Origin of the sequence: Streptomyces axinellae, from assembly GCF_039532135.1 — a bacterium.
Lineage (GTDB): Bacteria > Actinomycetota > Actinomycetes > Streptomycetales > Streptomycetaceae > Streptomyces > Streptomyces axinellae.
Genome location: NZ_BAAARJ010000003.1, coordinates 450,490 through 465,802, shown reverse-complemented (window position 1 = coordinate 465,802; position 15,313 = coordinate 450,490). Strand labels below are relative to the sequence as shown.

11 protein-coding genes are annotated in these 15,313 nt (G+C 74.8%); 7 read left to right on the top strand and 4 right to left on the bottom strand.

The genetic code is table 11. The features are described from left to right. Nucleotides 1-108 precede the first annotated feature (108 nt). From ABD339_RS06515 to ABD339_RS06505, 3 genes are all read right to left on the bottom strand, one after another. Nucleotides 109-2,262: a DUF2264 domain-containing protein gene (locus tag ABD339_RS06515; RefSeq protein WP_344563054.1), complete on the bottom strand. Its 2,154-nt coding sequence runs from the start codon at nt 2,260-2,262 to the stop codon at nt 109-111. Between the two features lie 107 nt (nt 2,263-2,369). Next, complete coding sequence (locus ABD339_RS06510; RefSeq protein WP_344563052.1) at nt 2,370-3,383, bottom strand: hydroxyacid dehydrogenase; 1,014 nt, start codon at nt 3,381-3,383, stop codon at nt 2,370-2,372. 255 nt (nt 3,384-3,638) lie between these two features. Further along, the gene (locus ABD339_RS06505) at nt 3,639-4,292 is read right to left on the bottom strand and encodes a hypothetical protein (protein ID WP_344563050.1); all 654 of its coding nucleotides are present in this window, start codon (nt 4,290-4,292) and stop codon (nt 3,639-3,641) included. Between the two features lie 320 nt (nt 4,293-4,612). Between ABD339_RS06505 and ABD339_RS06500 the strand changes: the two genes are divergently transcribed. From ABD339_RS06500 to ABD339_RS06475, 6 genes are all read left to right on the top strand, one after another. Beyond that, nucleotides 4,613-5,716, top strand: a complete 1,104-nt coding sequence (locus ABD339_RS06500; RefSeq protein WP_344563048.1) for a sialidase family protein — start codon at nt 4,613-4,615, stop codon at nt 5,714-5,716. A 57-nt stretch (nt 5,717-5,773) separates the two neighbouring features. Further along, entirely contained in the window at nt 5,774-6,604 is an 831-nt protein-coding gene (locus ABD339_RS06495; RefSeq protein ID WP_344563046.1) for a TrmH family RNA methyltransferase, read from the top strand. 58 nt (nt 6,605-6,662) lie between these two features. Then, a complete protein-coding gene (gene npdG, locus ABD339_RS06490; protein WP_344563044.1) occupies nt 6,663-7,394 on the top strand; it encodes an NADPH-dependent F420 reductase in 732 nt (243 codons plus the stop codon). Between the two features lie 12 nt (nt 7,395-7,406). Next, nucleotides 7,407-8,132, top strand: a complete 726-nt coding sequence (locus tag ABD339_RS06485) for a hypothetical protein (protein ID WP_344563042.1) — start codon at nt 7,407-7,409, stop codon at nt 8,130-8,132. Between the two features lie 280 nt (nt 8,133-8,412). Further along, nucleotides 8,413-9,978, top strand: coding sequence for an MFS transporter (locus tag ABD339_RS06480; protein WP_344563040.1), 1,566 nt, complete (start codon nt 8,413-8,415; stop codon nt 9,976-9,978). Between the two features lie 165 nt (nt 9,979-10,143). Next, nucleotides 10,144-10,341 (top strand): hypothetical protein, encoded by a 198-nt coding sequence (locus tag ABD339_RS06475; RefSeq protein ID WP_344563038.1) that lies wholly within the window; start codon nt 10,144-10,146, stop codon nt 10,339-10,341. A gap of 88 nt (nt 10,342-10,429) precedes the next feature. On the opposite strand, the gene ABD339_RS06470 is transcribed toward ABD339_RS06475, so the two are convergent. Continuing rightward, on the bottom strand, nt 10,430-11,227 hold the full coding sequence (locus tag ABD339_RS06470; RefSeq protein ID WP_344563036.1) for a site-2 protease family protein: 798 nt from the start codon (nt 11,225-11,227) through the stop codon (nt 10,430-10,432). 205 nt (nt 11,228-11,432) lie between these two features. On the opposite strand from ABD339_RS06470, the gene ABD339_RS06465 reads away from it, so the two are divergent. Then, on the top strand, nt 11,433-14,921 hold the full coding sequence (locus ABD339_RS06465; protein WP_425575910.1) for an AfsR/SARP family transcriptional regulator: 3,489 nt from the start codon (nt 11,433-11,435) through the stop codon (nt 14,919-14,921). The last annotated feature ends 392 nt before the right edge of the window (nt 14,922-15,313 follow it).

Genomic DNA, 15,313 nt, shown 5'->3' with positions numbered 1-15,313 from the left:
GTCCCCCGGGCGCCCCGCCCCCCTGGGGGGGGGGCCACCCGTCGTCTCCGGGCCCGCCCACCCGCCCTGTCTCCCGCGCCCTGTCTCCCACGCCCTGTCGTCCGTGCCTCACCCCGGCTCGACGGTGTACGGGGCGCCGGTGCCCGTACTTGTGCCGGTGCGACCCGTGCTCGTGCCGGTGTGAGGGGTGACGGTGAGCGGGTCGAAGGTGAGCCGTACGCCGCCTCCCGGCCAGCCGACGCGGAGCGCGCCGTCGGTCACCCGGACCACCGGACGCGCCGCCTCCGCGCCCGCGTCACCCGCACCCACCCCGTCGGCGTCCGCCCCCACGGCGCTGCACACCCTCCCGGCCTCCGGCGCCGCGCCCAGCCAGGCGAGTGCCGCGCACACGCTGCCGGGCCCGGGCCCCCGCACCTCGCCCTCCAGCGCGGGGACGCGGACCCAGCGGGCGAACGCCGTACCGTGCGGTGCCCGCAGCGGCGCGGCGGCGGCCAGCCCGTACAGCGGCTCAAGCCCGCCGGTCCCGCACCCACGCTGCCCGGGCCCGCGCTCAGATCCGCGCCCAGGTCCGGGACCCGGCTCGGACCCGGGCCCAGGCCCGCGCCCGGATCCGGGCCCCCGCTCGGGGGCGGGGGCCGTGGCCCAGCCCGTGAGCCGCACCCGCGTGCCCTCCGGCGCTCCCACCACGCGGTGCACCCGCACCTCCCATCTCCCGCGCACCACCGTCACGCTCTCCACCCACAGCGACGGGACCACCGGTCCGTCCGGTGGGAAGACCGGACGGTGCCGGGAGGCCGCCCAGCCCCAGCCGCCGTCCGGGGCCGAGGCGGCGCCCAGCGGCTCGATGCGCCGCCGTGCGCTCCACTCGCCGGGGCGGCCCGGCAACTGGAGCGCGAGATGGTTGTCGGGGGCGTTGTCGCGCGCGGTGGGGCCGGTTCCCGTCGAGTACGCGAAGCGCGCGTACAGCGGATCCTCCTCCGCGTGCCGCTCGCCCGCTTCCGGGCGCACACGGTCGCTGCCGTGGTTGTGCAGCCGCACGAGGCCGTCGGCGCCCGTGCTCTGGAGCAGCAGACCGGGCGCCGCCAGTGCCAGCGCCCGGTCGGGGCCCTCGCCGGGCGCGGCTTCCTCGGGCGCCGTCCACAGCGGGTCGTCCGGCGGGACGAGCAGCGCCGCGAAGCACTTGGACGCCCAGTACGGCGAGGCCGGGCCCGAGTAGTCCTGGAGCGTGGCGTCGTGCGGGCCGTGCCAGCCCGGCGTCAGCAGCCCCTCCTCGTCCAACGCGCCCCGGTCCAGGAAATAGCGCAGCGCCCCGCTCAGCAGCCGTCGCGAGACGCCGGGCGCCAGCGGCGTGTATCCGGTGAGCGCGCCGAGCGCGACGGCGGCCCCGGCGGCGAAGCGGTAGGTCAGCGAGCGCCCGAAGTACAGCGGCGCCCCGTCGCCGCCGAACATCAGCCCGAAGCAGGCCAGGTGCTCCCGCAGCCGGGGCCCGTAGCGGGTCAACAGGGCCTCGTCGTGCGCGAGGTGGGCGTGGAGTACGGGATACAGGTGCAGCGCCCAGCCGTTGTAGTGGTCGAAGGCCCGCCCGTCCCCGTCCGCGTACCAGCCCTCGCCCCGCCACCAGCCCTCCAGCAGCGACAGCCCGCGCTCGATCGCGCCCGCGGTCTCCGAGTCCCCGCGCCCCACCGACTCCAGGAACCCGGCCACCGTCAGCGGGAAGAGGTACCAGTTGTTGGGCGCGGGAGCGTGCCGAAGGGCGCCGCGCAGCCACGCCTCCGCCCGCTCCCGCACCCCCTCCTCCAACTGGTCCCACAGCCATGGCCTGGTCAGCCGCAGTCCGAGCGCCACCGAGGCCGACTCCACCATGGGCTGGCCCCGGCCCGGGTGGCCGAGGATCGGCGGCCAGGACTCGGTGTCCTCGCGCCCCGGCGTACGGGTACCCGCCGCCAGCCCCGCCGCGTAGCGCTCCAGCAGTCCGGGCCCGGTGGGGCCGGCCCCGGACGCGCCCGGATCCGCACTGCGGGCGCCCGGCTCCACTCCGTGGGCGCCCGGCTCCACTCCGTGGGTGCCCGCGCTGCGGAACGCCGCCGCCAGGAACGTCCGCGCGTAACCTTCCAGCCCGTCCGAGCGCACCCCCGAGACGGAGGCCCGGCCCGGCAGGTGCAGCAGCGCGCCACGCGGGGTCGCCCACCGCCAGGCGGCCCGCAGCATGCCGTCGGCCACCGCCTCCCAGTGGGCCCTCGTGTACCCGGTGTGTGGGCTCAACTCCCAGTCGTACGGGGGGAGTCGAAGCCAGTGAGGGGCGTCGTGCCGGAGCGGGCGGAGGCCATCGTTCCGGAGTGGCCGCAGGTCGCCGGGCCGTTCGGGGGCGGTCATGCCAGCAGCTCCCGGCGGTCGCCGCGCACAGCGTGCGCGAACCCCTCGCCCGCCGCCCAGCGGTGCACCTCGGAGACCGCCAGATCGGCAAGCCGGTCCAGCTCGTTGCCCTGCGAGCCGGCCAGGTGCGGGGTCAGCAGCACGCTCTCGCACTCCCACAGCGGATGGCCGCGCGGCAGCACCTCCGGCTCCGTCACATCCAGCACGGCCCGGATCCGGCCGCCCACCAGCGCTTCCGTCAGCGCGTCCTGATCGACGACGGCGCCGCGCGCGGTGTTGATGAGCGTGGCCCCCTCCCGCATCGCGCCCAGCACGGCCGCGCCGACGAGGCCCCGGGTGGCCGGCAGCAGCGGGGTGTGGACGCTCACCACGTCGGCGGCGGCGAACAGTTCGGGCAGCGCCGCCTTGGTCGCGCCCAGCGCCGCCGCCTGCGCTTCGTCCACGTACGGGTCGTACAGCAGCACCTCCAGATCGTGCGGGCGCAGCAGTTCGATGACGCGGCGGCCGATGAGGGACGCGCTGAGGATGCCCACCGTGCGGCGGTAGTTGCCCAGGTGCGGGTCGGGCAGGAGCCAGTGCTCGCGGGCCCGCGTGCGGGAGTAGGCGCGGGCCGACTCCAGGATCCGCTTGCCCGCCAGCAGGATCATGGCGAGCGTGTACTCGGCGACCGGCAGCGCGTTGGCGGCTGCCGCCGAGGAGACCTCGATGCCGCGGGCCCAGCACGCCTCGGTGAGGTGGGCCCGCGTGCTGCCCGCCGTGTGGGCGACGGCCCGCAGCGCCGGGGTCCGCGCCAGCGCCGCCGCGTCCAGGGGCGGGCAGCCCCAGCCGGTGATGAGCACTTCGGTGGTGGCCAGGGTCCGCAGCGCTGCCTCAGTGGTGAAGTCGTCCAGAACGTCCGGGGCGAGGTCAACGGCCTCGCGGAGCCGGCGCCTGGCGGCGGGCTTGAGGACGGCTTCGGCGGCGGCCTTGTCCATGGCGATGGCCGCGCGGGGCGCAGGTGTGGGCATCATTTCTCCTGGGGCTCGTGGGTCTCCTGGTCCCCCTGACAGCTCCCCCGGCGACCGGGGAGCGGGACGGCGGTCACTTGAGGCTCCCCGCTGTCAGGCCCGGCTTCCAATAGCGCTGGAGCAGCCCGCGCGGGCTCCCGAGTGGTCCGTGCCCGCGCGGCAGCGGCTTCGTCCCGCTCACCGGACGGCCTCCGCCCCGGCCGACCGGCCGCTCCACCACCGTCGGCCACGCCGCCGGACCGGATCGGCTGGGGGCTCTCACCAGCTCGGCGGCGGGGGTGCCGTCAGGAGGTCGGCGAGGCGGGAGAGGTGGTCGCGGAAGCGGCTCCCCACCCGTCGGGGGGACAGCGTCTCGCCCGCCGCGGCGCTCACCAGGTGCTGGACGACCTCAAGGCCCAGCCCTTCCCCGGCGTCGGCGGTGAGGCTCTCATGTGCGAGCCGGTCCAGTTCGGTCGCCGCGCCCGCGGAGGCGAGAGCGAAGAGCGTGGCGCCCGCGCGTCGCGCGTCGTGGAGACGGGTCAGCAAACCGTCTCCGGCGCCCCGTTCCCCGCTGACGACCAGCAGTGTCTCCCCGCGCCTGGCCCCCTCGATCCTCCCGAGCCCCACCGACAGGTGCGCCGGGGCCGAGCGCGGTACCGCGTGCCGTACCAGTGTGGGCGCCAGCTCCGGCATGCCCGACCACGCGGCCTCGTCGTCCAGGTGTGCGGCCAGGTGCCACGGCTCGTAGGTCGCCGTGCCGACGATGAGCAGCCCGCCCCCGGACTTCGAGGCGCCCCCGGCCCTCGGCCGCGAGGTGCCCCCGCGGTGTGCTCCGACGCTGGCGCGCAGCGCGCCGCCGAACCGCCGGGCGTCCCGCAGCCACTCGCTCCCCGTCAGCGCTTCCCGGAGCGCTGCGACCTCTACGGCATCCATGCCCCCGGATTGTCGTACCGGTTCCGCTGACGGCCCCCCGTTCCAGGCCGCGTTCCCCTGAAAGTGGTCGGGCGGCCTGAGCGGTCGGGCGGCCTGAGCGGTCGGGCGGCCCGAGTGGTCGGGCGGTCCGAGTGGCCCGCCGGGCACCTGTCTGTCCTCGTCACCGGTTCAGGGGGTGACGCGTGAACGGCAAGGTCCCAGACCGGCGCCCCCGTTCTTGGCGCTCGGTTCACGTCCCGTTCCTTGACCCTCGGCCACCCCCTCCCTACCGTGCGCGGCAGGTCAGGCAACCGTCCGTATCCGGCAGTTGGGGCCGCTCGATGCCGTACGAGAATTCCGTACCGTTCCGCGCCGGAAGCGAGGGCTATGCCGGCTTCCGGATTCCCGCCTGTGTCCGCGCGCCGGACGGCGCCGTGCTGGCGTTCGCCGAGGGGCGGGTGGACTCCGCCGGGGACAGCGGGCACATCGACATCGTGTGCAAACGTTCCGCGGACGGCGGCCTGACCTGGGGCGCGCTCAGCGTCGTCGCCCGGTACGGGCCACCGGACGGGCCCGGGAGCGAGCCCGGCACGGCGGGCAACCCCGCACCCGTCGTCCTGGCCGACGGACGCCTGCTGCTGGTGTTCGTACGCAACGCCGCCGACGCCACCGAGGAACGCATCCGGCGCGGCGAGGTCAGCGCCGAGGACGGCCGCCGGGTGTGGCTGAGCTTCAGCCAGGACGCGGGGCTGACCTGGGGCGAGCCGCGTGAGATCACCGAGGCGGTCAAGCTCCCGGGCTGGCGCTGGTACGCGACGACCCCGGGCCACGCCCTCCAGCTCACCACCGGCCGCGTCGTCGTCCCGGCCAACCACTCCCTGCCGCCCGCCCTTCCGGGCGACGACGGCACCGAGGACCGCTACTACGGGGGTCACGACCTGCTCAGCGACGACTGCGGCGCCACCTGGCGGATCGGCTACGTGGACGACGATCCGGACGGCCGCGTGAACGTCAACGAGACGACCGGCGCCGAACTCCCGGACGGCACCGTCTACTTCAACACCCGCAACAATGCGGACGTGCCCGCGCACCGCGCCGACGCGCGCTCGGCCGACGGCGGCCAGGCCCTGACCGCGCCGTTCGAGCCCCGGCCCGACCTGGTGGCCCCGGTCGTCCAGGGCAGCCTCCTCCAGTTGCGCGACCCCGACGTGCTGCTGTTCTCCGCGCCGTCCCACCCCAGTACCCGGCAGCGGATGGCCGTACGGGCCAGCGCGGACGGCGGCGTCACCTGGCGCACCGCGCACACCGTGGACGAGCGGCGCGCCGCCTACTCCGACCTCGTGCGCGTCGATGAGGACACCCTCGGGCTGCTGTACGAGACGGGCACGGACAGCGCGTACGAGACGATCACCTTCCGCCGTATCCCGGTGGCGGAGCTCGGCTGACCGCGAGCGCGGGCGGCGGATCCGTGCGGCACGCGCCCGGCGGATACCCTCACCTGCGTGCGCACCGTCCAGATCACCACCCGCAACGCCAGGTTCCAGCAGTGGCAGGCTCTCCTCACCAACCGCAACAAGCGGCAGCGGGCGGGGGAGTTCCTGGTCCAGGGCGTACGCCCCGTCACACTCGCCGTCGAACACGGCTGGCACACCACGGCCCTGCTCTACGCCTCGGGCCGCCGCCTGTCGGACTGGGCCCGCGACCTGCTGGACTCCGGGGCGCCCGGAGAGCGCGTCGCGATGGCGCCCGACCTGCTGGCCGAACTGAGCGAACGCGAGGACGCCGACGCCGAACTGATCGCGGTCGTGCGCATGCCCCCCGACGACCTGACCCGCATCCCGGTCGGCCCCGCCTTCCTCGGCGTCCTGTTCGACCGCCCCACCAGCCCCGGCAACATCGGCTCCCTGCTGCGCTCCGCCGACGCGTTCGGCGCCGACGGCCTCATCGTCACCGGCCACGCGGCCGACGTCTACGACCCCAAGGCGGTCCGGGCCGCCACCGGTTCACTCTTCGCCCTCCCCACGGTCCGGGCCGCCTCCCCCCACCAGGTCACCGACTGGCTGGCCCAGGCCCCGGCCAACAACCACGGCGTCACCCTCATCGGCACCGACGAACACGGCACCACCCCCCTCTTCGACGCCGACCTGACCGGCCCCGTCCTCCTCCTCATCGGCAACGAGACCACCGGCCTGAGCACCACCTGGCGCACCGCCTGCCACCACACGGTCAACATCCCCATGCACGGCACCGCCAGCTCCCTCAACGCCGCCAACGCGGGCACGGCGATCCTGTACGAGGCGGCCCGTCAGCGGCACCGCACGCGCGGAGTGTGATCACCTTCAGGGTGCCCGCCACGCGCGGGGCGTGGGGCGGGGTGGCAGGATGCGGTGTATGACTTCTCCTGATTCCTCCGCCCCCGAAGGCGGCGGTGCCGCCAAGGCCGCCGCGCCCAAGAAGGACCCCTGGGAGCTGCCCGATGTCTCCGGGATGACCGTCGGCGTGCTCGGTGGCACCGGGGATCAGGGGCGCGGACTCGCCTATCGGCTCGCGCGGGCCGGGCAGCCGGTGATCATCGGTTCGCGGGCCGCCGAGCGGGCGCGGCAGGCGGCCGACGAGATCGGGCACGGCGTGCGGGGCGCGGAGAACGCCGCGTGTGCGCGGGACTCCGACATCGTGATCGTCGCGGTGCCGTGGGAGGGCCACGCCAAGACCGTCGAGTCGCTGCGCGAGGAGTTGCGGGGCAAGCTCGTCGTGGACTGCGTCAATCCGCTCGGCTTCGACAAGAAGGGCGCCTACGCGCTGGTCCCCGAGGAGGGGAGCGCCGCCGAACAGGCCGCCGCGCTGCTGCCCGAGTCGCGGGTGACCGCCGCCTTCCACCACCTCTCGGCGGTCCTGCTCGCCGACCCCGAGGTGGCGGAGATCGAGACCGATGTGATGGTGCTGGGCGAGGTGCGGTCCGACTGCGAGATCGTGCAGGCGCTCGCCGGACGCATCCCCGGGATGCGCGGGGTGTTCGCCGGACGGCTGCGCAACGCGCACCAGGTGGAGTCGCTGGTCGCCAACCTCATCTCCGTCAACCGCCGTTACACGGCGCACGCGGGCGTCCGCCTCACTGACATCTGAGGGCACGGCGCGGTGGGGGAGCAGCGGAAATATCAGGGGTTCGTGGTGGCGGCCATCATCGCCGGGGTGCTGGCCAGCTGTTCGGGCTCCCATTCCGGTTCGGATTCCGGTTCGCGTTCGGATTCGGGCGCGGGCTCCGGCTCCAGGGCCAAGGCCGGGTTGGGTTCCGCTTCCGGCCCGGACTCCGACGCCGGGTCGCACGGGCCGCTGAGCGTCGGCCGGGTCGCGAGGATGGCGGCCGGTCCCGGGGCGACCTGCCCGGTGCGCTATGACATGGCCGCAGCGGCGAAGGCCGCCGCGGTCGGGAAGCGGGTTCGTGCGGGCACCGTCAACGGGGAGACCGCCGACCGGCGCCAACCGGGCGCCCCGCTGACGCTGTCCAAGGGCGCGCTGGTGAGCTGCGGTTACCGCATCGGCCAGGAGAGGGCCCGCCTCTTCACCGTCGGCGTCCGCAAGGGGGCGGCGCTCGATGTGCTGCTCCCGCAGATCCAGCACGACGCGGGTATGACGATGACGGAGCTGAAGGGCTACGCCGCCAGGGCGTCCAGGGGGAGGGCGTCCGAGGCGCCCGGCGACCCGCTGCTGACGCCCAGCGGGAACGTCGCCTCCGTACGGCTTCCCGCCGAGGGCAAGGGCGACCTCGCGCTGGTCGTCTCCCTCGGTGAGGAGCGTACGGCGCTCACCAAAGCGCAGGTCACGGACCTCACCCGGCAGCTGGCGGACCAGGCCCACGGCTGACGGCGGCTGATGGCCCTGGCGGGCCCACGGCTGAGGGCCCGGCGGGACCATGGCCGAGGGCCCTGGCGGGCCCACGGAGAGGGCTGGCCTCCGTCACCCCCTGAACCGGTGACGGAAATTGCGCATGGTCCCGCGAGCCTGCGCGGCCCTCCTCCGTCACCTCCTCCTCCGTCACCTCCTCCTCCGCGGGCGTCTCCACCGTGCGCGCCGCCCCGTCCCCGCACATCATGGGGACAATGCGGAGTCCGGCCAGCGCGGCGAGGCCGCCGGGAGGCACGGCATGGGAACGGAGCCGGAAGGGGCGGGAGCGGAGCCGTCCTCCTCCGCCGCCGCGCGGGCGGGGGAGTCCGGGCAGCATGGGCAGCCCGGGGAATCGGGGGAGTACGTCCCCGACCCCCGGCGCTGGAAGGCCCTCACGGTCTGCCTGCTCGTCGGCTTCATGGCCCTGCTCGACGTCTCGATCGTGAACGTGGCGCTGCCCTCCATCGAGCAGGGCCTGGGCGCCTCCGAGTCGGACCTCTCGTGGGTGGTCTCCGGCTACGCGCTCACCTTCGGCCTCGTCCTCGTGCCCTCCGGACGGCTGGGCGACGCGCTGGGGCGGCGTACTGCCTTCTTCGCGGGGCTCGTGCTGTTCACCGTCACCTCCGTGGCCTGTGGCCTGGCGCAGAATCCGAGCTGGCTGGTGATCGCGCGGCTCGTCCAGGGCATGGGCGGCGGGCTGCTCATCCCGCAGATCTCCGGCATGATCCAGCAGCTCTTCCGGGGTGCCGAGCGCGGCAAGGCGTTCGGGCTGCTGGGCTCCACCATCGGCATCTCCACCGCCGTCGGCCCGCTGCTGGGCGGACTGCTCATCCAGGGGTTCGGGGCCGCCGAGGGCTGGCGCTGGGTGTTCTTCGTCAACCTGCCCATCGGCGTGCTGGCCTTCTTCCTCGCCGTGCGCCTGGTGCCCGCCGCCTGCGCGGAACACGACAGCTCGCGTCGGGAGTCCTTCGACCCGGTCGGCGTGCTGCTGCTGGGTGCCGGAGTGCTCGCGATCATGCTGCCGCTGGTGGAGGAGCGGCAGTGGCACGGGCAGGGCAAGTGGCTGCTGGAGCCGGCGGGGGTGCTGCTGCTCTGCGCGTTCTTGTGGTGGGAGCGGTCGTATCTGCGGGCCGGGCGCGAGCCGCTGGTGGACCTGCGGCTGTTCGCCGACCGCTCCTACTCGTTGGGCGCGCTGCTGGGGCTGCTCTACTTCGCCGGGTTCACGACCATCTTCTTCGTCTTCACCCTCTTCCTGCAGAACGGGATGCGCTACAGCGCACTCCAGGCAGGGCTCTCGCTGACCCCGTTCGCCGTCGGCTCGGCGGCCTCGGCAGCCGTCGGCGGACGCTTCATCACCCGGGTCGGACGGCCGCTGATCGCCGCCGGCCTGGTGATGGTGGTGATCGGGCTGGCGGGCGCGGGGCTGGCCGTGCACGAGGTGCAGGACCACTCGGTGGGCTGGGCGCTGGCCGCGCCGATGCTGGTGGGCGGGCTCGGCTCGGGGCTGGTGATCGCCCCGAACCAGACCCTCGCTCTCCAGTCCGTACCCGTGGCCCAGGGCGGCGCGGCGGGCGGAGTGCTCCAGACCGGGCAGCGCATCGGCTCCGCGGCGGGGATCGCGGCCGTCGGCGCGGTCTTCTTCGCGGCACTGGCCGACAGCCACAACTGGGCGACGGCGCTGGACCACGGCCTGCTGACGGCACTGTGCTTCGTCGCCGCCGCACTGCTCGTCGCACTCGCCGACGTGATGTACGGCAGAAGGCAGGCGCGCCGGACGCGCGCGGACGGGACTTCCGTGCCGGGCGCGGGGTGGTATCGGCCGTGAGGCGCGCCGGACGCGCGCGGACGGGACAGGCGCCACTGGCCAAGCGGGGTGAGCGTCGCCGGGCCCGCGGGGTGGGGGAGAATGGCCCTCGCACACCACCCCCGTGTGCAGCGCGGCCGGCGCCCCCGCCGTCGCACCGACAACCATCCCGTGGAGACCCCGCCCATGCCAGCCCGCGCCCCGAAGGGCCTCGCCCTCTACGCCACCGTCATCTGCCTGCTGGCCGTCGCCGCGGCGGTGGTCTCCTTCGTGAACGGCAGCTGGCTCGGCGTGGTCTGGATCCTCCTGGCGGGCCTCACCTCGAACATGGCCTGGTACTACCACCGGCGCCGGACGGCACAGCAGGAGACGGCACAGCAGTAGCCGCCCCGCGCCCCGCGCCCTCCGCCCGCGCCCCCCGGCGCACCTCACACCTCACACCTCACACTTCGCGGGCGCATCTCGCGCACCCCTACGGCACGAAGACGTTCTGCGGTTCGCCCTGCCAGAAGCGGAAGTATTCGAGCCCGAGGAAGGTCTCCAGGTCGGAGACGCCCAGGGTGCGGAGCAGGGAGTCGATGCCGGTCCAGAAGGCGCCGTTGACCTCCGGGATCCACAGGCAGCCGAAGACGATCAGGATGCCGAAGTTCGAGAACGGCTCGGCCTGGCGCCGCACCTTCTCCGACAGCCACGGCTCGATGATGCCGAACCCGTCAAGACCCGGCACCGGCAGCAGGTTCAGCAGGGCCGCCGTCACCTGGAGCAGTGCGAGGAAGGCCAGCGCGCAGCGGAAGGCGACCGGTACGTCCCCCACGGCGTCGAGCCAGAACGGCGCGGTCAGCAGCGCGGCGAACAGCGCGTTGGTCAGCGGACCCGACGCCGAGATGAGGCTGTGCTTCCACTTGCCCGCGATCCGGCCCCGCTCGATGTAGACGGCGCCGCCCGGCAGCCCGATCCCGCCCATGATCACGAAGATCACCGGCAGCACGACGCTGAGCAGCGCGTGCGTGTACCGCAGCGGGTTGAGCGTCAGATAGCCCTTCGCGCCCACCGAGAGGTCCCCGGCCCGCAGCGCGGTGCGCGCGTGTGCGTACTCGTGCAGGCAGAGCGAGACGATCCAGCTGGAGACGACGAAGAAGAAGACGGATACGCCTGTCACCTCCGCCCAGCCGGACCACACGGCCCAGCCGGAGACGGCCATGATCGCGACGAGCCCGAGGAAGACCGGGCTGATGCGGTGGTGCTCCGGGTGGGTGGATGCGCTGGTCATGGGCCCAGACCGTACCGGCCGAGGCCGGGCCCCGCGAACTGCGCATGCGGCATGGGCCCTTGCCCACGAGCGCGACCGGCCCCGGCCCGACCGGTCGGCCGGCCCGCCGGTTCGGTCTGCCGGTCCGGTCCGCCTGGTCGGTCCGCCTGTCCGGGACCACGGGGAGGCCGTCGCCGACCGGTGGGTGAGCGGGTCCTGGCAGTATGTGAGGGTGCGCTACCTGTTTCGCGTTCTGGGGACCACCCAGGTGTTCCGTGAGGACGGCACGCCGGTGCCGGTCGGCGGAGCGCGGCTGCGTGCCCTGCTGACCGCGCTCGCGCTCGCCGGAGGCCGCGCCGTGTGCACGGATACGCTGGCGGCTGCCGTGTGGGCCGAGGACGAGGAGCCGCCCGCTGACGAGACGGGCGCGCTCCAGGCGCTGGTCGGCAGGCTGCGCAGGTCGCTGGGCCGGGAGGCCGTCGCCTCCGTCGAAGGGGGCGGCTACCGGCTGACGGCCGCGCGGGACGACATCGACCTCTTCCGCTTCGAGCGCCTCACCGAGGAGGGCACCGCCGCCCTCGCCGAGGGCGAAGCCACCAAGGCCGCCGCCCTGCTGGACGACGCGCTGGCGCTGTGGCGCGGCCCCGCGCTCGCCGACCTGCCCGACGGGGGCGGCGCCTCGGGCGTACGGGCCGCCGATCGCCAGCTGACGGCGCGCAGGGCCAGGGCGGAGGCGGACCTGGCGCTGGGCCGGGCCGAGGCGGTCTTGCCCGTGGTCCGGCAGCTCGCCGCCGACCACCCCCTGGACGAACCCCTCCAGGCCCTCCTGCTGCGGGCGCTGCGCGACGCGGGCCGGCCCGCCGAGGCGCTGGAGGCGTACGAGGGCATCCGGCTGCGCCTCGCCGACCGTCTCGGCGCCGACCCGGGCCCCGAACTGCGGGCCCTGCACGCTGAGTTGCTCACCGGAGAGCGGCCGGAAAGGCCGCAGCCCCGGCCGGAAGGGCCGCAGCCCCGGCCGGAAGGGCCGCAGGCCCCAGGCCGGGACCACCGTCCGGCCACCGCGCCGGACCCCGGAGATCCGCGTGCCGTGCCGGACCCCGGAGTCCCGCGTGCCGTGCCGGACCCCGAACCTCCCCGTGCCGCACGGGCCCCCGGAAATCTGCGTGCCGCGCTGACCTCCTTCGTCGGCAGGAGCGAGGAGATCAAGGACATCGGCCGGGAGCTGAACAGCGCCCGCCTGGTCACCCTCACCGGGCCGGGCGGCGCGGGGAAGACCCGGCTCTCCCTGGAGACGGCGGCCGGGGCCCGCGACAGCTCCGGCACCGGCTGGGAGGACGGCGTATGGGTGGCCGAACTGGCGCCCGTACGGGACCCGCGCCACTACCAGGAGACCGCCGAGGCCGTACTGACCGCGCTGGGCGGACGCGAGACGGTGCTGAGCGGATCCACCGCCGAGAGCCTGCGCGCCGCCACCGACCCCACGGCCACCGACCCCCTCGCACAGCTGGCCGAGCGGTGTGCCAACCGGCGCATGCTGCTGGTGCTGGACAACTGCGAGCACGTCATCGACGCGGCGGCAAGAATCGTGGAGACCCTGCTCGTGGAGTGCCCCGGCGTGACGGTGCTCGCCACCAGCCGGGAGCCGCTGGGCGTGCCCGGCGAGTCGGTGCGGCCCGTCGAGCCGCTGCCCGACCCCTTCGCGCTGCAACTGCTCGCCGACCGCGGCGCCTCGGCCCGGGCCGGCTTCCGGATCGACGAGGACCCCGAGGCGTGCGCCGAGATCTGCCGCCGCCTGGACGGGCTGCCGCTGGCCATCGAGCTGGCGGCGGCCCGGCTGCGCTCGCTCACTCCCGGCCAGCTCGCCCGCCGCCTCGATGACCGCTTCCGGCTGCTGACCAGCGGAAGCCGCACCGTACTGCCCCGGCAGCAGACGCTGCGTGCCGTCGTGGACTGGTCCTGGGAACTGCTGAGCGAGCCCGAACGGGCCGTGCTGCGGCGGCTGTCGGTCTTCGCGGGCGGCTGCCGGCTGGAGCAGGCCGAGGAGGTCTGCGCCGACATTCCCGACGGCGCCGGGCACCAGATCGTGGCGCTGCTGGGCTCGCTCGTGGACAAGTCCCTGGTCGTCGCCGTCCCCGACCCGAACGGGGACGGGATGCGCTACCGGCTCCTGGAGACGGTCGGCGAGTACGCCGCCGGGGAACTGGACGCCGTGCCCGGCGAGCGGCAGCGGGCCGAGCGCCGCCACCTGGTGGCCTACCGCGAACTGGCCCGTACGGCCGACCCGCTGCTGCGCGGTCCCCAGCAGGCGGTGTGGCTCGACCGGCTGGAGGGCGAACACGACAACATCCGCTCCGCGCTGCGCCGCGCCCTGGCCGCGCGCGACGAGCACGAGGCGCTGTGCCTGGTCTTGTCCATGGGCTGGTTCTGGCAGCTGCGCGACCACCGCAGCGACGCCCGTGCCTGGGCGACGGCCGTCGCCGAGCTGGGGCCCGACCCGTTCGCAGCGCCGGTGCGGCCCGCACCGCCGTTGTACGAACGCTGCACGGACGCGCCGCCGCCCCTGAGCGAGGAGATGCTGTGGGAGGCCCGGCGCGGGGTGCGGCTGATGGTGCTGGCCGACGCCGAGGACGGGGTCGCCGAACTGGCGGCGCCGGGCCGGCAGGAGACGCTGGCCAACATCGCGCTGGCCTACACCCCCGGAATGCCCCAGACCTGCCGTGTCCCCGGCTGCATGTGGATCTTCACCTGGATCATGCGCGGCGACTTCGCGGGACTCAGCGAGGTCGCGGACCGGACCGTCGAGGGCTGCCGCGAGCTGGGCTACGAGTGGGAGCTGGCCTTCGCCCTCCGGCTCCGCTCCAAAATCACCGGCGACTCCCCCCGGACGTGGGAGCGGTCGGCCGCGGACGCGGCCGAAAGCCTGGAGATCTTCCGCAGGGCCGGGGATGCCTGGGGCGAGGCCGAGGCGCTTTCGGGCCGGGCCGAATCGCTCACCGCGCGCGGTGAGTTCGCGTCCGCCGCCGCCGACTACCGGCTGGCCATCGAGCGCGCGGAGCAACTCGGCGCACACAGCCAGGTCCCGCAGCTCAAGTCCCGGCTGGGCGCGGTGCTGGTGGAGATGGGCGACGCCGGGCTGACCGAGGAGGGCGACGGCCTGCTGCGGGAGGCGGTCGAGCAGGCCGGACGCCTCGGCGGCGACGCGCCCACCTTCGCCGCCATCCAGCTCGCCACCCGGCTGGCACGCACCGGGCAGACCCAACAGGCCAGGGAGAAACTGGAGCCGCTGGCCGCACAGTTCGCGGACCGCGCCCCCGAGCTGTTCTCCGGAATGGTGCAGGGGCTGCTGGGCTGGACGTACGCGCTGGAGGGCAGCCCGCGCGAAGCCCTGGCGAAGGTACGGGAGGCCATCGGCAAGACGCGCGACCCGATAGCGCGGGCCATCGCCCCGCACCTGACGCTCACTCAACTCCTGACCGCCGCACAGGCCCTGGCCTCGCTGGACGAACCCGTCACGGCCGCGCGGCTGCTGGGCGTCTACGACACCCAATCCTCGCTTCCGGAGGGCCACTTCCCGCACCCCGTCGAACGCGACGCGCGGAAGGCCGCCGAGGCGGCGGCCCGGGAAGCGCTGTCCGAGGCGGCATACGCGGAGGCGTACGCCGTCGGCACCAGCCTCCCCTTGGCCGAGGCCGTCACCCTGCTGAAAGCCCCCTGACCCCTCCTCAACCGGCCCTCCCTCCCCGGGACCCCCAGCTCCGCCGCGAGGCCCCCCTCGTCCCGCCGAGACGCCCCTTCGTCCCGCCGAGAGGCCCCCCTCGTCCCGCCGAGACGACCCCCTCGTCCCGTCCCGACGGCGTTTCCTTCCCGCCGTGGCGGGGTCCCCCTTCCCGTCCGGACGGCGCCTCCCTTCCCGCCGTGGCGGGGTCCCCCTTCCCGCCGCAACGGCGAGCGGCGCCCACTGCCCGGGTCCGGCGGAATCCCCGACAACCGAACCCCTCGCCCGGCACGGCGACAGCCGACAGGCAACAACCGGCCGAACCACACGACAGGCAACAGCCGACAGCGTGGTGGGGTGGTGCGGGCCGTCGGAGAACCGACGGCCCGCAC

Excerpts from the sequence above, each read along its gene's own strand:
- ABD339_RS06510 (WP_344563052.1), bottom strand. The coding sequence starts at position 3,383 with ATGATGCCCACACCTGCGCCCCGCGCGGCCATCGCCATGGACAAGGCC.
- ABD339_RS06505 (WP_344563050.1), bottom strand. The coding sequence starts at position 4,292 with ATGGATGCCGTAGAGGTCGCAGCGCTCCGGGAAGCGCTGACGGGGAGC.
- ABD339_RS06500 (WP_344563048.1), top strand. The coding sequence starts at position 4,613 with ATGCCGTACGAGAATTCCGTACCGTTCCGCGCCGGAAGCGAGGGCTAT.
- npdG (WP_344563044.1), top strand. The coding sequence starts at position 6,663 with ATGACTTCTCCTGATTCCTCCGCCCCCGAAGGCGGCGGTGCCGCCAAG.
- ABD339_RS06480 (WP_344563040.1), top strand. The coding sequence starts at position 8,413 with ATGGGAACGGAGCCGGAAGGGGCGGGAGCGGAGCCGTCCTCCTCCGCC.
- ABD339_RS06475 (WP_344563038.1), top strand. The coding sequence starts at position 10,144 with ATGCCAGCCCGCGCCCCGAAGGGCCTCGCCCTCTACGCCACCGTCATC.
- ABD339_RS06470 (WP_344563036.1), bottom strand. The coding sequence starts at position 11,227 with ATGACCAGCGCATCCACCCACCCGGAGCACCACCGCATCAGCCCGGTC.